This window comes from Methylobacterium sp. J-092, from assembly GCF_022829325.1.
Lineage (GTDB): Bacteria > Pseudomonadota > Alphaproteobacteria > Rhizobiales > Beijerinckiaceae > Methylobacterium.
The window spans coordinates 1-1,320 of sequence record NZ_JAKSXU010000104.1; the positions used below are offsets into that span (position 1 = coordinate 1).

1 protein-coding gene and 1 pseudogene are annotated in these 1,320 nt (G+C 61.1%); both read right to left on the bottom strand.

Annotation, left to right across the window (positions count from 1 at the left end):
* Positions 1-270, bottom strand: a 270-nt coding sequence (locus MKK60_RS11725) for a hypothetical protein (protein ID WP_243985933.1), incomplete at its 3' end; no start/stop codon positions are given.
* Between the two features lie 808 nt (positions 271-1,078).
* Positions 1,079-1,320, bottom strand: a pseudogene (locus MKK60_RS11730) (porin family protein); the annotation flags it as partial.

A 1,320-nucleotide genomic window follows, 5' to 3' on the forward strand; every position in this document is an offset into this window, starting at 1 on the left:
TAGACGCTTGCCTTCATCATCCACGGCGGTCTGCGCCTGCTTTGGGCCAAGGCTTTGATCGAGGGTAAGCCGCACGGTGCGAGACAAGCCGTCCGACACCTTGTCGTCGATCGCATAGAACTGCCGGCAGTGAAGGACGATACCGGCCTGCGCGCCGACGATGCGCACCAGCCCCTCAATCTTCTCGGCTCGCTGCTCATCCTCGACTGGCGCCGCTGCACAAGCGCTGGCCGTCAGGATCGCAGCGAGAACGGTGAGAGCGGCATGCATCGCTGCACCCTACCTACGGGCGTGCGATTGTCGAGATCGCATGCGGGGAGACAGCGTTCCCGCGGGACTATACATCGGCCGAGCATCACCTGCGCGAAAGGCGAAGCGTAATGGCTGTCGCGACCATGGCCGCACCAAGCACCTTAAAGAATGCCGCGACCGGATTGTGAGGCAGGAAGTACCGCATCTCGACTGCAAGCGCGCCGCCGATGACGATGACGCCGGCTGCGAACGCAGCGTCGAGGGAGTTCCTAGCATTATTACGTTTTGACATCGCCGCCTTCGAAAGGGTCTGAACGCCTATCCTACGCAACAACGGAGAAACGCCGGTCCCGTTTCTTGGTCGAATGTCCGAGCACAGCTACCGCATTTGTCAGCCAGGCGCCCTGCCCGTGTCGGCGTTCTCAAAGGCGGCCACGACCGCGGCCTAGATCCGGAGAAGGCTCCTCGCGCTACTCGTGCGCAGCGACCGCAATACGTCGGCAGCAGATGGAGCGGCAGAAGGCGGCGGATCGGACTCCGGCGCAGTGATGAGTGGGGACAACGCCCAAAACTATCAGATGCTATGACACGCCTATTGCGCACAAACTGCTTTTGGCTAGGATATAAAAGGTTCTATTCTATCCGAAATAAAACAACTCAAGCGCGCCTTCACCGGCGCGCTTTTTTCGTTGCCGACCTGAGTTTTAGATGAGCGGCGTTCTGGAACAACAAACGCCCCAGGAGGCATGCTCCTGAGGCGTTGTTCGACCTAGCGGCCAGTCTGATCGGGCTGGGGATCCCTAGGCCAAAGGAATGGCCGAAGGTCCTAGTACGAGCCGAACTTGTAGTTCAGGCCGGCGCGCACGACAGCGAACTCGGTGCTGTTGTTGCGGTTCAGGCCGCTCTGCACGACGGTCACGCCCGGCGAGGTCAGGGTCACGGTGCCGGTCGAGTTGGAGGCGAAGGCGCCGTTGTTGCGGCCGCCCTGGTCGAGGTTCACGTACAGGCCTTCCACCTTCAGCGTCACGGCCGAGGAGCGGAAGAAGTTCAGGAACGAGTCGGTCGGCA